At 69.7% G+C, this 21,168-nt stretch carries 11 protein-coding genes; 2 read left to right on the forward strand and 9 right to left on the reverse strand.

Annotated elements, in window-relative coordinates:
* Nucleotides 1-74 precede the first annotated feature (74 nt).
* The 7 genes from cueR to OIK44_RS16100 all read right to left on the reverse strand — a co-directional run bounded on the left by cueR (nucleotide 75) and on the right by OIK44_RS16100 (nucleotide 14,922).
* Nucleotides 75-482, reverse strand: coding sequence for a Cu(I)-responsive transcriptional regulator (gene cueR, locus OIK44_RS16070; protein ID WP_273672078.1), 408 nt, complete (start codon nucleotides 480-482; stop codon nucleotides 75-77).
* A complete protein-coding gene (locus tag OIK44_RS16075) occupies nucleotides 479-2,917 on the reverse strand; it encodes a heavy metal translocating P-type ATPase (protein WP_273672080.1) in 2,439 nt (812 codons plus the stop codon). Before OIK44_RS16075 ends, cueR begins: the two co-directional genes overlap by 4 nt.
* A gap of 147 nt (nucleotides 2,918-3,064) precedes the next feature.
* Nucleotides 3,065-3,913: a FecR family protein gene (locus OIK44_RS16080; RefSeq protein WP_273672082.1), complete on the reverse strand. Its 849-nt coding sequence runs from the start codon at nucleotides 3,911-3,913 to the stop codon at nucleotides 3,065-3,067.
* On the reverse strand, nucleotides 3,882-9,191 hold the full coding sequence (locus OIK44_RS16085; protein ID WP_273672083.1) for a beta strand repeat-containing protein: 5,310 nt from the start codon (nucleotides 9,189-9,191) through the stop codon (nucleotides 3,882-3,884). The genes OIK44_RS16080 and OIK44_RS16085 overlap by 32 nt, the downstream gene beginning before the upstream one ends.
* Before the next feature lie 9 nt (nucleotides 9,192-9,200).
* Complete coding sequence (locus OIK44_RS16090; protein WP_273672084.1) at nucleotides 9,201-10,787, reverse strand: ShlB/FhaC/HecB family hemolysin secretion/activation protein; 1,587 nt, start codon at nucleotides 10,785-10,787, stop codon at nucleotides 9,201-9,203.
* 229 nt (nucleotides 10,788-11,016) lie between these two features.
* Nucleotides 11,017-13,293, reverse strand: a complete 2,277-nt coding sequence (locus OIK44_RS16095) for a CHASE2 domain-containing protein (RefSeq protein WP_273672086.1) — start codon at nucleotides 13,291-13,293, stop codon at nucleotides 11,017-11,019.
* Nucleotides 13,294-13,314: 21 nt separating this feature from the next.
* On the reverse strand, nucleotides 13,315-14,922 hold the full coding sequence (locus OIK44_RS16100; RefSeq protein WP_273672088.1) for an HD family phosphohydrolase: 1,608 nt from the start codon (nucleotides 14,920-14,922) through the stop codon (nucleotides 13,315-13,317).
* A 184-nt stretch (nucleotides 14,923-15,106) separates the two neighbouring features.
* Here OIK44_RS16100 and OIK44_RS16105 point away from each other — a divergent pair, with 184 nt between their 5' ends.
* A complete protein-coding gene (locus OIK44_RS16105) occupies nucleotides 15,107-15,970 on the forward strand; it encodes an MBL fold metallo-hydrolase (RefSeq protein WP_273672090.1) in 864 nt (287 codons plus the stop codon).
* 15 nt (nucleotides 15,971-15,985) lie between these two features.
* Entirely contained in the window at nucleotides 15,986-18,346 is a 2,361-nt protein-coding gene (locus OIK44_RS16110) for an ATPase, T2SS/T4P/T4SS family (RefSeq protein WP_273672092.1), read from the forward strand.
* Here OIK44_RS16110 and OIK44_RS16115 read toward each other — a convergent pair.
* Both OIK44_RS16115 and OIK44_RS16120 read right to left on the reverse strand, forming a co-directional pair.
* Nucleotides 18,339-19,931 carry a pyridoxal-dependent decarboxylase gene (locus OIK44_RS16115; RefSeq protein ID WP_273672093.1) on the reverse strand — a complete coding sequence of 531 codons (1,593 nt, stop codon included), beginning with the start codon at nucleotides 19,929-19,931 and terminating at the stop codon, nucleotides 18,339-18,341. The two genes, OIK44_RS16110 and OIK44_RS16115, sit on opposite strands and share 8 nt — an antisense overlap.
* 186 nt (nucleotides 19,932-20,117) lie before the next feature.
* Nucleotides 20,118-21,131 carry an inorganic phosphate transporter gene (locus tag OIK44_RS16120; RefSeq protein WP_273672094.1) on the reverse strand — a complete coding sequence of 338 codons (1,014 nt, stop codon included), beginning with the start codon at nucleotides 21,129-21,131 and terminating at the stop codon, nucleotides 20,118-20,120.
* Nucleotides 21,132-21,168: the final 37 nt, after the last annotated feature.

Here is a 21,168-nt window from a genome sequence, read left to right on the forward strand (position 1 = left end):
CCGCCATGTCTAGACCTGACCCCAGTGGCTTTTTCACCACAAACCGCCATGTCTAGACCTGACCCCATTGTTGCTTAGCTGCAGCAGGGGGCGGCTGGCAGGCTGAGGTTTTGTAGGATGGGGCAGTCGGGCTGGTCGTCGCCGTGGCAGTGTTGCGCCAGTTGGTTGAGGGTGTCGCGCATGGCCGTCAGTTCGGCAATGCGGCCGTCTAGTTCCGCTACGTGCGCCAGCGCGATGCGTTTGACGTCGGCGCTGGCACGTTCGGCGTTTTGCCATAGCGATAGGAGGTCGCGGATTTGTTCGAGCGAGAAGCCCAGCGTGCGCGCGCGTTTGATGAAGCGCAGCGCGTGCAGTTCGTCGTCGTTGTAGGTGCGGTAGCCGGCCTCGCTGCGCGCGCTCGCTTTGATGAGGTCGATGCTTTCGTAGTAACGTATCATTTTGGCGCTGATGCCGCTCGCCTTCGCCGCTTGGCCGATGTTCATTGTTGTCTTTCCTTTCGTGGTGCGCCGCGCGGGCGCCAGCGCCGCAGCAGCAGGGCGTTGCTGATGACGCTGACGGAGCTGAAGGCCATCGCCGCCCCCGCCACCATCGGGTTGAGCAGGCCAAACGCGGCCAGCGGGATGCCGATCAGGTTGTAGATGAAGGCCCAGAACAGGTTTTGCCGGATTTTGTTGTAGCTGCGCCGCGAGATGTCGATGGCGTCCGCCACCAGCGACGGGTCGCCACGCATCAGGGTGATGCCGGCCGCGTGCATGGCGACGTCGGTGCCCGTCGACATGGCGATGCCGACGTCGGCCGCCGCCAGCGCCGGCGCGTCGTTGATGCCGTCGCCCACCATGGCGACCCGTTCGCCCGCCTGTTTCATGGCGTCGATTTTAGCCGTTTTGTCGGCCGGCAGCATTTTCGCGGCGACGCTGTCGAGGCCCAGCGCCTTGCCGACGGCGTCGGCGCTGCCCTGGTTGTCGCCGGTCAGCATGACGGTGCGCAGGCCCAGGGCCCGCAGGCGGGCGACGGCCGCGGCCGCTCCGGGTTTGATGCGGTCGCTGAAGGCGAACAGGCCCAGCAGTTGCAGCTGCGGCTCACTGCTGGCCAGCCAGGAGATGGTGTGGCCGCTGCCCTCCAGTTCGGCGGCCCGCGCCGCCAGCGGCGCCAGGTCGACGCCCAGTTCTTGCATCAGGCGCGTGCTGCCCAGTTTCAGGTCGAGGCCGTCGACGCGGGCCGCCAGGCCGCGCCCCGGCAGCGCCGCCAGCGCCTCGGCCGGCAGCGCCGCGACGCCGCCCGCGGCGGCGGCGTCGAGCACGGCGCGCGCCAGGCTGTGCTCGCTGCCGCGCTGGATGCTGGCCGCCAGTTGCAGCAGGCGCGCCTCGGCGATGCCGTGGGCGGCCAGTTGCGCCAGTGCCGGCCGGCCTTCGGTCAGCGTGCCGGTTTTGTCGAAGACGACGGTGCTGACGCCGTGCGCCACTTCGAGCGCCTCGGCGTCCTTGATCAGGATGCCGTAGCGGGCCGCCGCGCCGGTGCCGGCCATGATGGCCGTCGGCGTCGCCAGCCCCAGCGCGCACGGACAGGCGATGACGAGCACGGCGACGGCGTTGATGATCGCGCCTTCGATGTTGCCCGTCGCCAGCCACCAGCCGGCCAGCGTCAGCAGGGCCAGCACCAGCACCACCGGCACGAACACGGCGCTGACGCGGTCGACCAGATGCTGGATCGGCGCCTTGGCCGCCTGCGCGTCCTCGACCAGGCGGATGATGCGCGACAGCGTCGTCTCGGCGCCGACGGCGCTGGTGCGCACCAGCAGCAAGCCGTCGGCGTTGATGGCGCCGCCGGTGACGCTGTCGCCGGCGTGCTTGTCGACGGGCAGGCTTTCGCCGGTGATCAGCGATTCGTTGACCTGGCTGGCGCCGTCGACGACGACGCCGTCGACGGCGACCCGTTCGCCCGGGCGTATCACGACCAGGTCGCCGACGCGCACCTGGGCGGCCGGCACGTCGACGTCGGCGCCGCCGCGGCGCACGCGCGCCGTCTCCGGCCGCAGCACTTGCAGGGCGCGGATCGCCGCCGACGTCTGGCGCTTGGCGCGCGCTTCCAGCCATTTACCCAGCAGTACCAGCGTGATGACGACGGCGGAGGCTTCGAAATAGAGATGGTGGGCGGAGCGCTCCGCGCCCAGCCACTGGTACAGACTGAGGCCGTAGGCGGCGCTGGTGCCCAGCGCCACCAGCAAGTCCATATTGCCGCTGCGCGCCAGCAGGGCCTTCCAGCCGGCCCGGTAGAAGCGCGCGCCCAGCCAGAACTGCACCGGCGTGGCCAGCAGCATTTGCAGCGCCGGCGGCAGCATCAGGTGCCGCCCCGTCCAATCGAGCAGCATAGGCGCCATCAGCGGCAGCGACAGCAGCGCGGCGATGAGGACTTTGGCGCCGTCCGGAATGGCCGGCTGGGCCGGCTTGGCCGTGGCCGTGGCGCCGCCGCGCTCCCTGGCCGGCGCGGCGTGGTAGCCGGCCGCCTCGACGGCGCGGATCAGCGCGTCGGCGCCGGCGCCGCCCGTCAGTTGCACGCGGGCGCTGTCGGTGGCCAGGTTGACGCTGGCGTCGATGACGCCGGGCACCTTGCGCAGCGCCTTCTCGACCCGCCCGACGCAAGAGGCGCACGTCATGCCCTCGATGTCCAGGCTGACCTCCTGGCGCGCCACCTGGTAGCCGGCCTTTTCGACGGCCAGGCGCAGCGTCTCCAGCGCCAGCGGCGCGTCCGACTCGACCCTGGCCGACTCGGTGGCCAGGTTGACGCTGGCGCGGCGCACGCCGGGCACGGCGGCCAGCGCCTTTTCGACGCGGCCGACGCAGGACGCGCAACTCATGCCGTCTATGCTCAGCGTTTGCGCGGCGATGGGCGAGGGGAAAGCGGGGGCGGGCTGGTTCATGGCAGCGTATCCTGTGGTTGCACGATCAGGCAAGGATCAACTATCCAATGATGGGAAGGTCAAGGTTTATTTTCAAGCCGCAGCCGGGGACAGACCACGATTTCCGAGAAATATTTCTCGGAAATCGTGGTCTGTCCCCGGCTGGGTCTAGCGCACCTCGCAGTCGACGGTGTTGGCTTTGGGGGAGGCGGCCGCCCTGCCCGCCGGCGCATTCGACGAGAACGCCGGCGGCGGCGCGAACTGGATGCCGGGGTTGCGCGGCACGACAACCGGCGGCTGGACGAAGGACGGCGTGTAGCCGAACTGGCCGGCGCTGAACGATTGCGCGCCGCCGCCATTGCTCAGCGTGATCAAGCCGTCGATGACGTGCACGTACAAGCCGGGCGCCAGGCCGCCTTTGGGCGCCGGCGGCATGCCCGGCACCGGCGCCTGCGCCAGCGTCAGCGGCGCGATCGCGGCGCCGGCCCCGCCAAGCGCGGCCGTGCTGGCCAGCGCGTATGCCAGGCGCGACGCCGCCAGCGCCGCCGCCGTCTCCGGCACGTATTCGACGATGAAGGTGGTGCCGCGTATGCCGATGGTGGCGGCCGGCGTTTTCATCGAGAAGCGTTCCTTGTTGCGCTTGCCCAGCAGGCCCGTCAGCGCGCGCAGCCCGCCCTTGATCAGCGCGAGCGAGGCGCCGTCCGCATCCGCCTTGCCGGCGTCGAAGGCGAATTGCTCGACCGTCAAGGCGCTGCCCGGACGCAAGGTGATTTCGCTGTTGTCGATGAACTTGATCAACGCGTAGCTGTTTTTTTCCGTCACCAGCGTGTCGCCCTGCTCGACCTCGGATTTGACGGCCAGCACCTTGGCCGTGCCGTCGGCTTTTTTCGCCAGCAGCGGCCCGCTCAGATGCATCACCGTGCCGACCACCTGGGCTGCCGGGGCCAGCGCGGCGCAGCACAGCAGCGCCAGCGCCAGCACGGCCTTAATTGCAGTACATTTTCTTGACTGGCTCATCTTTTTTCGCTCCCGTGTCCTTGCTGGCTACGCCATCCTTCTTGTCCTCGGATTTTTTCGCCGCCTCGTCCTTGTCGCCGGCCTTGCCCGCCGCCTCCTTGCCGCCGGCGGGCGCCACCGGCAACACCGCCGCCGAGGCGCTCTGCGTCACGCTGTTGATGATGTTGACGGTCGTGTTCAGCGCCTGCGCCACCGGCGCGCTCTGCTGGGCGATCGGGTTCTGGCCGCTGTCGATGAGGGGCATGCCGCCGCTGAACACGCCGGGCGGCGCCGACACCGCGCCGTTCGGCGCCGACAGGATCACCGGGCCGCCGCTGTTGATGCGCACCCCGGAGCTGGCGGCGATGCTGCCGTTCCTGGCGGCGACGCGGATGCTGCCGCCGGCCGGCACCGTCAGGCTGGAGCTGCCGCCGAGGCTGACGCCGCCGCCGGCCGCCATGCCGATGTCGCGGCCGGCGCTCAGGCTGGCCGCGCCGTCGAGCGCGATGCCGCCGCCGGCGTTGACGCTGATGTCGCGCAGCGCGGCCAGGCTGGCGGCGGCGCCGAAGACGACGTCGCTGCTGGCCGTCAGGGCGATGTCGCCGCCGCCGATGGCGCCCTGCACCAGGATGGGGCTGTGCGCCGTCAGCGCGACGTTGCCGCCCTTGGCCTGGATGGCGCCGGTTTCGATGCCGCCGCTGTTGTCGACGACGATGTCGCCGCCCTCGCTGGCGAGCGGTCCCAGTTTCAGCGTTCCCGGCGCGCTGCTGTTGCTCAGCGCGATACCGCCGCCGGCGCTGTTGACGGCGCTGAAACTGCCGATGCGGTTGCCGGCATGGTTCAGCGCGATGCCGTTTTGCGCCCGCGCGCTGACGCTGCCGCCCTCCAGCGCGCCGCTCTGGCTGATGCGGCCGCCCTCGGCCGCCAGCGACACGGTGGCCGCGCCGAGGCGGGCGAAGTCCAGGTCGCCGCTGGCCTGGACGATCGCCAGCGCGCCGCCGATGCCGACGCTGCCGGCGCTCTGGCTGAAGCTGCGCCGCACCGTCAGGCTGCCGGCGCCGCCGACGCTGCCGCCGCTCTGGGCGTAGTTGTCGAGCGTCAGGCCGCCGCCCAGGACCAGGCTGCCGCCGCTGACGCTCAAGCCCGCCGCGCCTTCCAGCAGCGACTGCTCGTCGGCGGCCGTGCCCAGCGTCAGGCTGCCGCCGCTCACGCTCAGTCCCTGCCGGCCCGCCAGCTTGCGCAGCGTCGTCGCGCCGGCCGCGCCATTGTAGTCGACGAGGCCGGCGCCGGCCAGGTTCACGGCCAGCACATTGGCGCCGTCCGGCACCACGCCGCCGTCCCAGTTGGCCGCGTCGCTCCATAGGCCGGCGCCGCCGATCCAGGTCGACAGCGGTTTCGGCGTGATGTCGGCCGTGGCGGCCAGGCCGCCGACGAGCGCGTAATTGCCGGCGTCCGGGCCGCTCAATGCGGCGCCGGCGATGGTGACGGTTTTGCCGTTGCCGACGTGGCGGTCGACGAAGCTGGCCGGGCCGAGAACCAGGCTGACGCCGTCATCGCCGAGCACGCCGGCCAGCGCGCCGCTGACGCTGGCCCTGGTCGTGCCGTCGTAGACGCGGTTCGCCGCGCCCAGGCCGGCGATGGACAGGGTCGCCCTGGAGATGTCGCCGAAGCCGTCGGCGCTGTCGCCGCTAAAACGGTAGTTTTCCAGGCCAGCGCCGCTCAACACCACGCCGGTGGCATGCACGGGCTTGCCCGGCCCGGCGTTCTTGTCCAGGAAGGCGGCCTTGCCGGTGGCGACGATGGCGTCGCCACCGACCAGGTTGTTGACGCTGAAGCGGGCCGCGCCCAAGCCCAGTTGGCCGTCGTAGACCTTGCTGCCGCCGACGCTGACCGTCAGCGCGCGCGGCAGTATCGTCAAATCGCTGGCGCCGACGTAATTGATGTCGTATTTGGTCGACCACAGGCCGCCCAGCGCATAGGTGCCGACGTTGCGCGCCGCCGCCGTGTAGTCGAACACGCCGTCCGGCGCCGTGTCGCCGCCGCGCAAGCCGACGTAGCTGAGCGAACCGTTGAAGAAACTCCGCTGGCCGTCGTAGACCTTGTCCTTGGCGGCGCCGCTGACGTTCACCTGCAGCGGCTGCAGCAGCGCCTTCAGCAGCGGCGTCGTGTGCCCCTCATAGATGCGCCACATCGGCGTGCCGACGAAGTCGAAGCCGGCGAAACTGTCCTGGCGCAGCATCTGCGCGGCGCTCAGGCCCGTGGCGCCGGCGCCGTCCGCCGTCTGGCCCGAAGCCTCGCTGTTCCAGTAGCCGTGGCTCAGGGTGCCGTTGCTGAAACCGATCAAGCCGCCCACGGCGGCAAAGCCGACGCCGGCCACGGCGCCGCTGCTGTAGACATTGGCGACGCTGCCGGGATACACGTTTTCACCGACCAGGCCGCCCAGGTTCTCGGCCGCCAGCGCGCCGGCCTGGCCCGCGCCGCTACTGCTACTGCTGCTACTGCCGCCGGCGACGGCACCGAAGGCGGCGGCGTCATGGATGCTGCCGGCGTTGCGGCCGACCAGGCCGCCGACGCTGCGCGCGCCGCTGACGGCGCCGCCGGCCGCGACGATGCCGATGTTACCCTCGTTGTTGCCGACCAGGCCACCCACCATCTGCCGCGCCCCCGTCACGACGCCGCTGGCGAATGCCTCGGAAATGCTGCCGAAGCTGCCGTTGCGCCCGACCAGGCCGCCGATGCCGCCGCCGTCCGCGACATCCCAGCCGACCACGCCGCCGCTGGCGCGGGCGCGGTTGATGGCGCCGTCGTTCTGGCCGACCAGCCCGCCGACGGCATTGCCGCCGTTGACGGCGGCGCTGGCGCTGACGTTTTGCACCGTTCCCTCCTGCAGGCGGCCGGCCAGCGCACCGACATTGCCGGCGCCGGCGACGAAGCCGCCCAGCAGCGACAAGTCCTTGACGAAGGCGCCGTTCAGCGTGCCGAACAGGCCGACATTGACGCTGCCGGGGCGGTTCACCGACAGCCCGACGATGGCGTGGCCGGCGCCGTCGAAGTGGCCCACATAACCGTTGGTGTCGATGCCGCCTATCGGCGCGAAGCCGGCGCCGCCGTTCCAGCCCGCGCTGGGCTTGGCGTCGATGTCGCCGGCAAGCACAAAGGACTGGTACAGCGCGCGGCCGACGCCCTGCAAGCCATACACGTCGGCGATGCGGAAGGGCAGACCGGTGCTGCCGTCGCCGCCCATGGCGCGCACGAAGCTGCCGCCGTTCAGCTGGAAGTCGCGCGCGGCGAAGGCCGGCAGGCTGGCGCCGTTCTGCACCCAGTTGCCGCCGTTGAGGCGGAAGGTGCCGCCGACGTTGACGGCCAGCGGCGCGCTGATGGCGCCGCTGGCCGACAGCGTCAGGTCGCCGCCCAGGGCCAGCGGCGCGCCGATGCTGACGTCGCCGCCGGCCGCCTGCAGCGCCACCGCCGCGCCGCCGGCGTTGATGGCGCCGCCGACGCTGAGCGGCCCCGCCGCCGCATACGCGCTCAGGGCGCCGCCGCTGGTCGATTCGACGATGTTGAGCGCGGCGGCGGCGATCGTCACCGTCTGCGCCGCCGCCAGCGCGACCGCGCCGCTGATCTGGTTGCCCGTGTTGCCGAACAGGATGCTGCCGGCGTTGGCCTTGGCCGACAGCCGGGTCAGCTGCAACACGCCGTTGGCGTCCTGCTTGATGTCGCCGGCGGCGCTGAGCAGATTCAGCGACCCGTCCGCCGCCGTGATGGCCGCCTGCAGCGCGATGCCGCCGCTCGCGTCCAGCGTCAGGCTGCGGTTGCCGCTCCACGTCAGCGGGCTGACCACCTTGATGAAGCCGCCGCCGCTGGCATTCGGATTGCTGCTCATGACCGTCACGTTCGAGTTGGCCAGCGCCGTTTCCAGCCGTCCCGTCGTCAGCAGCGAATCGCTGGCCGCGCCCGTGTCGGCGAAGACGCCGCCGCTGTCGCCGGGGGTGCCGGCGCCGCTGGGCATCATGCCGGCGCCGACCGCCGCCGAGCTGTCCAGGGCAATGTAGATATTGCTGGGATCGAGCAGCAACTGGCCGGTGCGCCCGCGGGCCGCCGTCGTGTCGACGCGCGCCTGCATGTCCAGGTAGTGGCCCGAGGTTTCGACGAAGCCGCCGTCGCCGCCCTGCACGCCGCCGCGCGCCGAGATCGCCCCGAACACGCGGGTGGCGCCATCGGACCAGACGATCACCTTGCCGCCGTCGCCGCGCGCGCCGGCGTCGGCCTTCAGCGTGGTCTGCGCGCCCAGATAGGTCTGCTCGGCGTTCGGCAGCGCCGCGTTGGCGCCGCGGTAGTCGCCGCCGACGAGAATCGTGCCGCCGCCCTGCTGGCCGCTGGCGTCGGCGCTGGCGTCGCCGCTCAGGCCGACGCGCCGCCCCAGCAGCTCGATGCGCCCGCCGCGGCCGGTGCCGGTGGCGCTGGTGCGGCTGCCCGCCTCCAGCAGCGTGGTGCCGCTGGCCCGCAGCACGATGGCGCCGCCCTCGCCGAGCGCCGCGCTGTCCGCGTTCAGGCTGCCGCGCTGCGTCACCAGCGCGCCGTAGATGCCGATGCGGCCGCCCTGGGCCAGCACCTGGCCCAGGTTGACGGCCTGGTCGGCCGGCGCCGACACCACCACTTGCAGCGCCGGGTTGGCGGCGTCGGCCAGTTGCACGCTGCGCCCGGCCGCCAGCACCACCTGGCCGTTCGGCGCCGTGATGATGCCGCTGTTGCCGACGTCCGGCGCGATCAGCACGACCTGGCCGCCGGCCGGGGTGGCGATGACGCCCTGGTTGGCGACGGCGCCGGCCGTGGCGCCGGCCGTGAACAGCCCTCTCCCGGCCAGGAAGTCGGCGTTCGACAGCGCCAGGCTGGACGCCACCAGGCCGTTCACGTCGACGCGGGCATCGCGGCCGAACAGCACGCCGTTCGGATTGATCAGGAACACCCGGCCGTTCGACTGCAGCGCGCCGAGGATCTGGCTGGGGTCTTGCCCGATAATGCGGTTGAGCACGCCGCTGGCGGCGCTTTGCTGGATGAAGCGGGTCAGCTCGCCCGGCTGGATCGAAAAACTTTGCCAGTTGATGATGGTGTTCGGCGTGTTCGTGATGGAAAACACCTTGCCCTGCTGGCTGAACGTGGCTTGGCCGTTGAGCACCTGCGGCAAAGTCGGGTTCGCCGCCGCCGGCGCGAAGCAGCAGGCGATCAGCAGCGCCAGGTAGCGGCGCCGCGGGCGCGGCCGGACGGTGGGGCGGACTGCGTGCGCGAACTGAGCGTTCATGATCGATCCCTAGTAGGACAAGGCCAGGCGGAAATGCAGGCGGTTGCTGTCGGCGGGCGCCGCCGTGCCTGCGCGCAGCACATGGCCGTAGTCCAGCTGCACATTCAGGTTGTTACCGTACAGCACGCGCAAGCCGAGGCCGGCGCTGCCGATGGAGGCGCTGCCCGGCTCGCCCGGCAGCGCGTCGTTGCGCCGCACGTGGGCGGCGTCGTAGAACGCCAGCGCGCGGCACTGCCAGCGCGTGCCGGCGGCGCACCAGTTCGGCGTATACAGCTCCAGGTTCACGCCCAGGCCGGAATCGTCGGCGATGGCGCGCTCGGCGAAGCCGCGCACCGACGCCGCGCCGCCGGCGCCGAACTGCTCGCCGGCCACCAGCGCGTGCGGCGTGTACTGGCCGTTGACGATGGCGCGCCACTGCCAGTCGCCGTCCAGCACCCGGCTCAGGCTGGCGCCCAGGCGCAGCACGCTGTAGTCGGCGCGGGCGCCGGCGCGCGCCGCCGTGAAATCGCGCTGCCGACCGTGGGCGCCGCCGGAGATATTGTGCAGCAGTGTCAAGCCCAGGCTGGCCTCGCCGGCGGCCAGCGTCCAGCTGCCCAGGTAGCCGACGCTGAGCGGATGCACCGTGACGTCGCGACCCAGTTGCAGCCCCAGACTCTGCAACTGCACGCTGTTCTGGTAAGCCTTGTAGTCGAAGCCGTACACCAGCCGCGGCTCGTAGTTGCCGACGCGGGCGAACTGCTGGTTGTAGCGCAGGCCCGCGACGCTGCCCTTGCCGCTGACGGCCAGGTCGAAGATGCCGGCGGCGACCGTGCCGGAATCGACGTTCGAGTGGCTGGCGAACAGGTCCAGCGAATCGCCGCGCGCGTACAGCGGCACGTGGTAGCCGACGCCATACACGCTGACGCGGCTGGGATGCTCGACGCTGGTCGTGTACTGCAGGCTGAGCACATGGTCGCGCCCCCACAGGTTGGCGTGCTGCAGCACGACGGCCGCGTGCGTCTTGCCGCTCTCCCGGCCGCCCGTGTTGTCGAGGTTAAGACTGCCCTTCCAGACCGGCTCGTCGGCCACCTCCAGCATGGCGTCGACCGCGTCGTCGGCCTCGCCGCCCTGCAGTTTCAAGGTGATTTTCCTGGCCGGATTCTCATTTGCCAGCTTCAGGCTTTTCGACACCGCCGCCAGATTCGGCGTCCGGCCCTCGACCAGGCCGGGCAGCGCGCGGCGCACATTGGCCGTGTCGAAATAACGGTTGCCGGCCACCGCGACGCGGCCGATGCTCGTCTGCACGACGCGCAAGCGCACCACGCCGCCATTCAGCTCCTGCTCGGGCAGCTCGATGCGCACCACGCTGTAGCCGCGCGCGTGGAAGAGCGCCTCCAGCGCCTCCAGGGCGCGCTGGATGTCGCCGAAGTCGCGGGCGCGGCCGGCGAACGGCGCCAGGGTGCGCTCGACCAGTTCCGGCTCCAGCAGGGTATTGCCGCCGACGTCGAAGCGGCTGATGTCGAAGCGCAGCACCGCGCCCTCATCGGCGCCCCATGCCAGACCGGCGGCGGCCGAAAGCAGCGACGCGGCGAGCAGGCGCCGCAAACGATATGTCATCTGTGAGCTCCTGGAGGAGTAAGCTGTCCGCACTTGGTATTGCGCCAGCCGGCGGTCGTTGGCGCTTCAGCAACCATGTCAAAGTGTAGTCCCGTTTACCAGAAACAATCAGGTATTTTTCTGCGATCCGGGGCCGTGCCGGGCATGCTCCCCGCGCACATGGGCTTTTTCGATATGGCGCTTTTGCAACAGCGCCCCGCAAACAGCCCGCGGCCCCGCCCCTCGGGAACTACTTGCTGTCGAAGGTCGTCACGCCATCCCAATCGTAGCCGGGCGGGTTGGCGCGGTAGCGCGTGATGCGCGCCGCATACAGGCGGTACAGGGCGGCGCCGGCGTCCTCGCGCGCCAGCTCGTCGACGATCAGCGCGGCCCGGTCCCACTGCTGCGCGCGCACCAGCGCCAGCGCCCGGTGCCAACGTTCCAGCTGCCCCGACAGCGCCTCGCCAAGCTGCGCCGCCAAGCCCAGCGGCTCGAAAATCGCCACCGGCTCGCTCTTGCCCTTGACGCGCACCAGGTCCAGTTCGCGGTAGGCGAATTCCGGCGCGGCGGCGCGCGTGGCGGCGCCGACGGCGATGCCGACGCCGTACACCTTGGTGATGCCCTCCAGCCGCGCGCCCAGGTTGACGGCGTCGCCCATCACCGTGTAGGCGCGGCGGATGCGCGAGCCCATGTCGCCCACATGCATCAGGCCGCTGTTGACGCCGATGCCGATGGCCAGCGTCGGCCAGCCGCGCGCGGCGAAGTCGCGGTTCAGCCGGCGCGCGCTGGCCTGCATCAGCAAGGCGGTGGCGACGGCGCGGCCGGCGTGGTCGGCGAAGGCCACCGGCGCGCCCCAGAACGCCATGACGGCGTCGCCGATGTACTTGTCGAGGGTGCCGTGGTGGCTGTCGCGGATATCCTCCGACATCGCCGTCAGGTACAGATTGATGTATTCGCGCAGTGCCGTCGGCGTCAGTCCCTCGGCGATGGTGGTGAAGCCGCGCACGTCGGCGAACAGCACGCTCAGCTCGCGGCTTTCGCCCTCCATGTTGTAGCGCTCGGGGTCGTCGGCCATCTCGGCCACCAGCTCCGGCGCGACATATTCGCCGAAGCGCGACACCAGCGCGCGCCCCTTGCGGAACTCGAAGCAATAGCCCCAGCCCAGGTGCAGCACGAACAGGCCCATGACCAGCAGCGCCACGACGGCGATGTTGATCACGGCGTCCTGTTCGCTGTACAGGTAGTAGTTGAAGCCGGCGGCGGCGCCCAGCGCGCCCAGCGCCAGCCCGATCGAGGCGAGCGGCGACAGCGCCGCCAGCGCCAGCGACAGCAGCAGGCCCAAGCCCAGCACCTGCAGCAGTTCCAGCGCCGGCGCGTAATACGGGCGCGACTTGAATCGGCCGTCAAGGATGGACTTGATCAGGTTGGCGTGCACCTCGACGCCGGGGTATTCCGGGTTGACCGGCGTGGCGCGGATGTCGTTGATGCCCGGCGCCGTGCTGCCGACCAGCGCGATGGCGCCGCGCAGGGCCGCCGCCGGCGCCGCGCCGGACAGCACGTCGGCCGCCGACACGTAGCGGAAGGCGCCGCCGCGCGGCCCGCCGGCGCCGCGGAACTGCACGATGGTGGTCAGCGCCTCGCCGACGGGAATGCCGACCTGCCCGGCCGGCGTGAACAGCAGGATCTTCTCCAGGCCGCCGTTGTCCAGGTCGGCAGCCGACATGCTGTCGGCGTTCCGCGTGAAATGCGGCGCGATGGCCCTGGCCTTCAGGTAGACGGCGGCCGTCGCCAGCGACAGCGAGGGGTAGTAGGCGTCGCCGATGCGCTGCAGCAGCGTCGACGAGCGCAGCACGCCGTCGGCGTCCGTCAGCGCCGTGAAGATGCCGGCGCCGCGCGCCGCCTGTTGCAGCTGCGCGATGTTGGCCTCGTAGCCGCGCGGCGACAGCGCCGTCAGCGCGCGGCCGTTCAGGCCGGCCACCGTGAAGGCCGGCGCCGGCAGCACGCCCTTCTGCTGCTGCGCCGACACGCTGTAGCCCAGCACCACCGGCCGGCCCTGCATCGCGGCGGCGAACAAGCCGTCGTAGTCGAGCGCCGGCTTGAGGGCCGCCAGGCGCTCCTTGAACTCCGCCACGCCATCCAGCTCGCCCTGCGCCAGCCGCTCCAGCACGGCGTAGCCGGAGCTGGTGTCGGGCTCGGGAAAGGAGATGTCGAAGCCGACGGTGGCCGCCTGGTAGCGTCCGGTCAGCTGCGTCACCAGGCGGGCCTGGACGTCGCGGCTCCACGGAAAGCGCCCGACCGCGTTCAGGCTCTTCTCGTCGATGTCGACGATCACCACACGCCGGTCCAGTCGCGCCGGCTCCAGGCGCATGCGCAGGTCGGCGGCCATCAGGTCGAGGCGCTCGACCAGCGCGCTGTCGAGCAGGCCGACCACTTGCGCGGCCCCCGCCAGCGTCAGCGCCAGGCCCAGCGCCCAGCGCGCCGCGTACTTCGCCACGCTCTTGCGCCAGGTGCCGGGGATCAGGGCCATGTGCGCTCCGCTGCGACGGCGCTAGGGAAAATAGCCGGGGATGCGGGCCTCGTCGACGGCGTCGATCTGGCGCGGGTCCATATGCCTGCCGGCGAACGCGAGGTAGACCTTGGCGCGGATGAAAATGTCGAACAGGTCCGGGTCGATATGCCCGTTCAGGCTGAAGTTGCCGAGGATGCGCAGCGACTCCGACAGCAGCTTGCCCTTCTTGTAGGGCCGGTCGGGCGCCGTCAGCGCCTCGAAAATATCGGCGATCGCCATCAGGCGCGCCGGCACCGACATCTGCTCCTTGCGCAGGCCGCGCGGATAGCCCTTGCCGTCCATGCGCTCGTGGTGGCCGCCGGCGTACTCGGCCACGTTGCGCAAGTGCCGGGGCCAGGGCAGCGCTTCGAGCATGCGCACCGTCACGGCGATGTGGTTGTTGATGATCTGGCGCTCGGCCTCCGTCAGCGTGCCGAAGCGTATCGTCAGATTGGCCAGCTCGTCGGCGTCGAGGAAGTCGCGTTCGGCGCCGTCCGGGCCGACCCAGCGGTAGTGCGCGATGCGCCGCACCCGCTCCTGCTCGGCGGCCGGCATGCCCTCGCCGCCGACGTTGGCGGGGCGCAGGAAGTCGCGGTCGGCGGCCAGCGCCGCCAACTGCCCGGCCAGGCGCAGCTCGATCTGCGCGTGGCCGTCCGGGCTGGCCAGCTTCTGCCGCAGCGCGGCGATCTCGGCGTCGCGCATCAGCACCTCGAAGCGCGTGTCGATCAGGCCGATGCGGTCGTAGATCGTCTCCAGCTTGCTGGCCTTGTCGACCACGTGCACCGGCGTGGTGATCTTGCCACAGTCGTGCAGCAGGCCGGCCAGCCACAGCTCCTTGCGGTCGCCCTCGCTCATGCGGAAAGCGGCCAGCGGCCCGCTGTCGCACTGGTGCACCGCCTCGGCCAGCATCATCGTCAACTGCGGCACCAGCTGGCAGTGGCGCCCCGTGTGGGGCGACTTCTCGTCGATGCCGATGTTGATCAGCTTGACCAGCGCCTCGAGCAGCTGCTCCAGCTGCAAGATCAGCTGCTGGTTGGTGATCGCCACGGCCGCCTGCGCCGCCAGCGCCTCGATGAAGCGCTGGTCGGTCGGCGAAAAGGCGCAGATCGCGCCGCTGGCCGGGTCCTTCGCGTTGATCAGCTGGAGCACGCCGATCAGGCCGCCCTCGTGGTCGCTCATCGGCACCGTCAGAAAGGACTGCGAGTGGTAGCCGTAGTGCCGGTCGAAGGCGCGCATGGCGGAAAAATTGAAGTCGCCGGCCCGGTAGACGTCGGCGATGTTGACGGCCCGGCCGGAATGGGCGGCGTAGGCGGCCACCGAGGCCAGATTGGGCTGGCCGGCGGCGTCGAACAGCGGCACGGCCGGCACGCCGATCACGCCGCCCTTGTGGATGCCCAGGCTGTCGTTGATCGAAATGTGGAAGTCCAGGCTTTGCCGGTCGGCGCTGGGCCGGTACAGCGTGCCGCCGTCGGCGCCGGTGAGGTTTTTCGCCGTCGTCACTATGCGCTCAAGCAAGGTGGCGATGTCGTGGCCATGACCCAGTGCAACGCTCAGCTCGGTGAGCTGGTCTAACCTCTGGGCAACTTGTTCCGGGTGCAGCTCTCGCATGGTGTGCGCAGCCTGAAATGGGAGGGGACGCCGCCAGTGTAGCGCCGGCGCACCCGCCTGTACACCACCGATTGACAACAACAGAAAATACTTGCGCGTGCCGGATTACCACACATTTGCAGCGCCGGCGCCGCGAATTGGAATAGAATCGCCTACATCTCGACGGCAGCGACAGGGGCGGAGAATGAAAGTCAAATTCTGGGGAGTGCGCGGCTCCATCCCGTCGCCCGGGCCGCGCACGGCGCGCTACGGCGGCAACACCACCTGCATCGAAGTGCGCACCGACGACGGCACCCTGATCGTGCTCGACGCCGGCACCGGCATCTATGCGCTGGCGCAGTCGCTGCCGCCGGGCCAGCCCGTGCAGGCCGACATCTTCATCACCCACAGCCACTGGGACCACATCCACGGCCTGCCCTTCTTCACGCCGCTGTTCGTGCGCGGCAGCCGGATATGCCTGCACGGCGCGCACGAGCAGGGCAGCGGCAACGGCATCGAACACGTGCTCGGCGTGCAGCTGCAGAACAGCTACTTCCCCGTCAGCGAGGCGGCCATGGCGGCGCGCATCGACTACCGCACGCTGGCCGTCGGCGAGGCCATCGAGGTCGGCGGCGCGCTGGTGCGCAACACCGAGATGAACCACCCGGTGACCGATCTGGGCTACCGCATCGACTGCGGCGGCCATTCCGTGTTCTTCAGCGGCGACCACGAACCGCACGACGAACGGCTGCCCGACGCCGCCGCCGCGCAGCGCCAGGCCAGCCTGGCCACCCTGGTGCGCGGCGTCGACGCGCTGATCATGGATTGCTCCTACACGCGCGAGGAGTATCCGGCCAAGCGCGGCTGGGGCCACGGCAGCTTCGACGCCGCGTTCGCGCTGGCCCTGGACTGCGGCGCCAGGCGGCTGTACTGCACCCACCACGAGCCGGGCCGCGACGACGACGAGCTGGAGGCCGTGTTCGCCGACGTGATGGCGCGCCACGCGCCGCTGCCGGCCGGCATGCAGGCTTTCCTGGCCTACGAGGGCCTGGAAATCGCCTTCCCCTGACGGCGCGACGACACCATGAACGACGCTGGAACCGACCGCCGCACCCGCCCCACCGAGCTGGATCTGCGCCTGGATTTCTTCAGGAAGCTGAACGCCGTCACCAACAAGATCCACGCCACCGGCAAGCTCGACGAAATCATGCTCGACCTCGGCATGGACTTCTGCGACCTGTTCAACTGCGAGCGCTTCACGCTGTACGCGCTCGACCGCGACAAGGACTACATCGTCTCCAAGGTGAAAACCGGGCTGACCTCGTTCCGCGACCTGAAGCTGGCGATCTCGCCGGACAGCGTCGCCGGCTATGTCGCGCTGACGCGCAAGCCGCTGAACCTGAACGACGTCTACGACGAGGACGAGCTGCGGCGCATCGCGCCGGAGCTGCATTTCCAGCGCGGCGTCGACCAGCGCACCGGCTTTCGCACCCGCGCGATGCTGGTGGCGCCGCTGCTGGCGGTGCAGTCCAACGAACTGCTGGGCGTGGTCCAGTTCATCAACAACCGCAGCGGCGGGCCGTTCGCCGCCGTCTTCCAGGACGGCCTCAAGGAGCTGTGCGCCTCGCTGTCGGTGGCCCTGAGCCAGCGCCTGAAGCCGCCGCAGGTGGTGCGCGGCAAATACGACGCGCTGGTCAGCGAGGCGGTGATGTCGGCCGCCGAACTGGAACAGGCGACCCGCGCGGCCCGCGAGCAGGCGGTCGACATCGAAGAAGTGCTGCAGGACGAATTCCTGGTGCCGCCGGCGACGCTGGGACAGGCCCTGGCGGCGTTTTTCGAGGTGCCTTACGAACCGTTCAAGCGCGAGCGCCTGCGCCCCCTCGACCTGCTGAAAAACCTCAAACGCCAGTACGTCGAACAAAACGGCTGGCTGCCGCTGGAAGACGGCAAGGACGGCCTGATGGTGCTGGCGCTGGACCCGGAGCGGGTGCGCAACACGCGCATCGTCAACCAGATTTTCCCCAAGGCGGCCATCCTGTTCCGCGTCAGCGGCAGCCGCGAATTCCACCAGACGGTCGAGCTGTTCTTCGGCGCGGCCAGCGACTCGGGCAGCGTCGGCGACCTGCTGTCGGGCATGCAGGACGGCGACGACGAGGACGGCGCGCCGGGCGAGGTGTCGGAGGCGGTCGAGAACGAACTGGTCAAGCTGGTCAACAAAATCATCGTCGACGCCTACCGCCAGGGCGTCTCCGACATCCACATCGAGCCGCTGCCGGGCAAGGGCAAGACCGGCATCCGCTTCCGCAAGGACGGCACCCTGGTGCCCTACATCGAAATCCCGGCCAGCTACCGCGCCGCGCTGGTGGCGCGCGTGAAGATCATGTGCGACCTCGACATCTCCGAGCGGCGCAAACCGCAGGACGGCAAGATCAAATTCAGGAAATACGGCCCGCTCGACATCGAGCTGCGCGTCGCCACCATTCCCTCCACCGGCGGCGTCGAAGACATCGTCATGCGCATCCTGGCGGCGGGCGAACCCATCCCCATCGACAAGCTGGGCGTGCTGCCCTTCAACCTGGAGCGCCTGCGCGGCGCCGTCGAAAAACCCTACGGCCTGTTCTTCGTCTGCGGCCCGACCGGCTCCGGCAAGACCACCACGCTGCACTCGGTGCTGAGCTACCTGAACACGCCCGAAACGAAAATCTGGACCGTCGAGGACCCCGTCGAAATCACCCAGAAGGGACTGCGCCAGGTGCAGGTGAACCGCAAGGCGGGCCTCGACTTCGCCAGCGTGATGCGCGCCTTCCTGCGCGCCGACCCGGACATCATCATGGTCGGCGAAATGCGCGACAAGGAAACCGTGGCGATGGGCATCGAAGCCTCGCTCACCGGCCACCTGGTGTTCGCCACGCTGCACACCAACAGCGCGCCGGAATCGATCGTGCGCCTGCTCGACATGGGCATGGACCCGTTCAACTTCGCCGACGCCCTGCTCGGCATCCTGGCGCAGCGCCTGGCCAAGCGCCTGTGCGGCGACTGCAAAACGGCCTACCACCCGGAGCCGGCCGAGATCGAACTGCTGCTGAGCGAATTTTGCGAGGAACTGCACGGCACCGACGCCTTCGTCCGCGACGCGGCGGCGGGCCGGGCCGCCGTGCTGGCCGGCTGGAAGGCGCGCTACGCCGACCCGGCCGGCCGCTTCACCCTATACCGGGCGGCCGGCTGCGCCCAGTGCAACAAAGGCTACCGCGGGCGCGTCGGCCTGCACGAACTGATGCTGGGCAGCGACAAGGTGAAAAAACTGCTGCAGGAGCACAGCCGCGTCGCGCAGTTGCTGGCGGCGGCGCTGGAAGACGGTATGCTGACGCTGAAAATGGACGGCATCGAAAAAACCCTGCTCGGCATCACCGACATCAAGATGGTGCGCGCCGTGTGCATCAAATAGCCTCAGTCCCAGCCCACAGGCCGGCGCCCAGCTGGCGCTGCTCGTCCAAAATCTCGCGCAGGTGCTGCTGCGTCGTCGTCACATTCGTCAGGATGATGCGCAGCACGACGATCTCGCCGCCGTAGGCCGTCGACTCCAGCACCGTCCGCGAGACGAAGCTCTTGCCGCCCTCCTTCTGCGCAGTCTGCAGCGCCGCGTTCAAGTCGTTCATTTGCCCATTGAGCGCGGCGACCTCGGCGTGGCGGCCGGCGGCGAGCAAGGCGCGCAGCGACGCCTGCACGGCCGCCGGCACGTAGCGGTAGGTCAGGATAAAGGTTTGCGACGCCGACGTCAGCTCGAAGTCGCCGTCCGCCGCGATCAAGCCGCGCATGCTCTCCGTCAGGGCGCCGGCCCGCCCCAGCAGCGCCCCATACCCGCGCAGGCCGAACAGTTTGAACGACATCCATAATTTGAGCGCGTCGAAACGGCGCGAGCCTTCCAGCGAGGTCTGGCCCAGGTCGCCCGAGCCCGCGCGGATGATGTAGTTGGCGTTGTGCTTCAAGGCGTCCAGGCTGGCGGCATCCCTGAACAGCACCATGCTCTGCGCCATCGTCACCCACAACAGTTTATGCCCGTCGATGACCACCGAATCGGCCAGCTCGATGCCGCGGAACAGCGGCTTGTAGCGGTCCGCCAGCAGCAGCGCCCCGCCCCACGCCGCGTCGACGTGGAACCAGATCTGCTCGCGCCGGCAGATCTCCGCCAGCTCCGGCAGCGGATCGATGCTGCCCGTTTCCGTCGTGCCGGCGATGCCGACCAGCGCCAGGATCTTGACGCGCCGCGCCTTCAGCTCGGCGACCGTGCGCCGCAACGCCGCCACGTCCATGCGGTTGTCGGCGTCGACGGGAATCAGGCACATGGCGTCCTCGCCCAAACCGAGCGTGGCCAGCGCCTTCTTCACCGAATAATGCGTGCGCGCCGAGCCCAGCACGGCCACGCCGGCGTGCCCCGATTGCTGCAGCACGGCGAACAGCCCGGCCTTGCGCGCGCCGGGCAACTGGCGCTCCACCGCCACCGCCAGCGCCGTCAGATTGCCCATCGTGCCGCCGCCGACCATATTGCCGATTGGCCGCTCGCCGTCGGCGAAGCTGTCCCGGTAAAACGCCTCGTCGCAGGCATACACGCGCTGGTGCAGCCAGCCCAACACCTTGTTCTCGACCAGCGTCGCCGCATAGGCCGTTTCGATCTTCACCTGGTTCTGGTTCAGGGTGGCGATGAAGGCTTCCGCCAGCACCGCCATCCAGGGCAGCGCCTGGGTCATGTGGCCGATATACTTCGGGTGGTTCAGCTGCGCCGTGTGGGCGAAGACGTCGCGCTCCAGCTCCGCCAGCAAGGCGCCGGCGTCCATGCCGTCCAGCGGCAGGGCCGCGCCGCTCCAGTCCCGCTTGAGCTGCCCGTAGGCGGCAAGGGGATAGGGATGCCCGCGCCGCGCGCCGATCCACTCGCGCATCATGCCCAAGGCCGTCTCCAGCACGGCCGGGGACAAACCCAACCCGTCGACGTCAAAATGGCGCCGCAACAACTCATCCGTGAATAACTCGCTCATCGCGCTGCTCTCTTTCCTCGTCTAGCCTGGCGCGGGACGCCAACGGCCCCGTTTTTTCAGGCGCGAATGTAGCACGATGCGATGTTGAATTGTTGAATATTTCCCCTATAAGCCAGCAAATTTCAGGCGAAAAAAAACCGCCCGGCAATCAAGCGGGGCGGTTTTCGGGGGGGCAGAGCCCGCGCCTTACATGATGTGCTGGCCGACCCACCAGAAGATCGCGGCGACGAAGGCCGAGGCCGGGATCGTGAAGATCCAGGCCCAGACGATGTTGCCGGCGACGCCCCAGCGCACGGCCGACATTTTTTGCGCCGAGCCGACGCCGACGATGGCGCCGGTGATCGTGTGCGTGGTCGAGACGGGCACGCCCAGCGCCGTCGCCGTGAACAGCGTGATGGCGCCGCCCGTTTCGGCGCAGAAGCCGCCGACCGGTTTCAGCTTGGTGATCTTCTGGCCCATGGTCTTGACGATGCGCCAGCCGCCGAACAGCGTGCCGAAGCTGATCGCCGTGTAGCAGGAGATGATGACCCACAGCGGCGGCATCGCCTCGCTGGACTGCGAGTAGCCGGCGGCGATCAGCAGCATCCAGATGATGCCGATGGTTTTTTGCGCGTCGTTGCCGCCGTGGCCCAGGCTGTAGGCGGCGGCCGAGGCCAGTTGCAGGCGGCGGAACCACTTGTCGACGCGCCGCGGCGTCGAGCGCACGAAGATCCACGAGACGATCAGCATGATGACGGAGCCGAACACGAAGCCCAGCAGCGGCGAGACGACGATGAACAGCACGGTTTTCAGCAGGCCGGCCGAGACCAGCGCGCCGGTGCCGGACTTGGCGACGGCGGCGCCGACCAGGCCGCCGATCAGCGCGTGCGAGGACGACGACGGAATGCCGTAGTACCAGGTGAAGATGTTCCACACGATGGCGCCCATCAGGGCGCCGAAGATCACGTACTGGTCCACCACGGCGGGGTCGATGGTGCCCTTGCCGACGGTGGCGGCGACGGTCAGCTGGTGGAACACGAAGATGGCGACGAAGTTGAAGCAGGCGGCCATGGCGACGGCCGTTTGCGGCTTCAGCACGCCCGTCGAGACGACCGTGGCGATCGCGTTGGCGGCGTCGTGGAAGCCGTTCATGAAGTCAAACAGCAGCGCGAGGGCGATCAACAGGCCAAGCGCGTAGATGCTGATTTGTAGGGTTTGCATGGTTTTTCTTTTCGATTTCTGGCTATTTCAGGACAGG

The sequence above is a fragment of the Janthinobacterium fluminis genome, from assembly GCF_028595325.1.
GTDB lineage: Bacteria > Pseudomonadota > Gammaproteobacteria > Burkholderiales > Burkholderiaceae_D > Janthinobacterium > Janthinobacterium fluminis.